Consider the following 1,628-nt stretch of genomic DNA (forward strand, 5'->3'; position numbering starts at 1 on the left):
TACCTTTGTCCGAGGAACCGGAAGCCCCATGAGAAGGGCCGACTGTTCAGAACCACCGATAGCATACACAGTCCTACCAAAGCGGGTATAGCGGAGGAGCCACCATCCCAACAGAGCCCACAGTACAAAAATGAACACATTTACCGAAATAAAATCTCCTGTCGGCAATTCCAAAGCGGCCATACTCACGGTCCGGTACCATTCATTTTCAATATTGATGGTATCAATACTGATCAAGTAACAGGCCCCTCGGGCAAAAAACATTCCCGCCAAAGTAGCAATAAAAGGCTGAATTTTAAAATACTGGATCATTATTCCCTGAAAGCCACCGATCGCGCTAGAAGCAAGCAACACAAGAGGAATTACTAGAGCAGGAGAAAATCCTTTCTGCAACAGATCCGCCGAAAGCATGGTCGTAAGGGCCACTACCGATCCTACCGACAAATCTATGCCTCCCGAAATAATCACAAAGGTCATCCCCACTGCGGCGATACCGAGAAAAGCATTATCGATAAAAAGATTTATAAACACCTGCAACGAAAAAAAGTTGGTGTATGCCAGTGATCCTGCCCCATACATTACCATAAAAAGGCCAAGCGTAATAAGGAGGGGAAGATTCTTCTGCCTCATGATTGTACCTCCCGCCAATACACCTTTTTCCCTAGAGGGGCTCCCCATCGTATAGCAATGTTCATTTGAAGATTTCTCTGGTGCCAAAACCATAAAAGCCGCTCATGGTTCCTCTTATTTTTTTTCATATACCGCTCCTTGTGGTAAGATGCGCCAATCTGCGAGATCCACTCCGGAATAAAGAACGGAAATTTTCTGATTGAATCATAGAAACGAGAAAAACCACCATCGATTTAATAACGAGGTTTACCTGCGGTGGTACTCCAATCGAATAGATGGTAGTCGTAAGGGTCTGAATGATAATTGCTCCCAGTACTGAGCCCGCCAGATTAAATTTTCCCCCATTAAGAGAGGTGCCACCGATGACTACGGCCAGAATAGCATCCAGGTCAAAGAGATCTCCCGCATTGTTCCCATCGGCACTTTTTACATTAGAACTCACGAGGAGCCCCGAAACACCCGCACAGAAGGAACAAAAAGCATAGGACCACAAAAGAATCCGTTCTTCCCTGATTCCCGAGTAACGACTCGCTGTACGGTTGGAACCAATTGCTTCGATAAAAAGCCCTAACGCTGTTTTTCTGGTAACAAGAACCACCACTCCCAGCACAAAGGCGAGGATATAGAGGGAAAAGGGTATACCAAGGAGGGTGCCATTCCCAATAAAATAGTAGGGTTTATAATAAATGGTGATAATCTGGCCATTGGTAATCAATTGAGCAATACCCCGCCCAGCAACCATAAGAACGAGGGTTGCCACAATAGGTTGAATCCGCAAACGGGACACAAGGAAACCATTCCACAAACCGATCACCGTAGAAACAAGGAGAGCCATCACGATGGCTACACCCATGGGAGTACGGGTTACAAGGATCTGTTCGGAGCCTTCCAGAATAAGCTCCCCCCCAATAAGGTAAGCCGCAATGGCACCGGAAATAGCTACTACCGACCCAACGGATATATCGATACCACCGGTCGCAATTACTAACGTAAGCCCT

2 protein-coding genes are annotated in these 1,628 nt (G+C 46.4%); both read right to left on the reverse strand.

Features of this window, described 5'->3' with window-relative positions; all coding sequences use genetic code 11:
- A partial coding sequence (locus N2315_09250; GenBank protein ID MCX7829360.1) for a hypothetical protein occupies positions 1 to 630 on the reverse strand: 630 nt, incomplete at its 3' end.
- Positions 631 to 754: 124 nt separating this feature from the next.
- Positions 755 to 1,628, reverse strand: an 874-nt coding sequence (locus tag N2315_09255; protein ID MCX7829361.1) for an ABC transporter permease, incomplete at its 5' end; no start/stop codon positions are given.

The sequence above is a fragment of the Thermanaerothrix sp. genome, from assembly GCA_026417795.1.
Classification (GTDB): Bacteria; Synergistota; Synergistia; order Synergistales; family Synergistaceae; genus Thermanaerovibrio.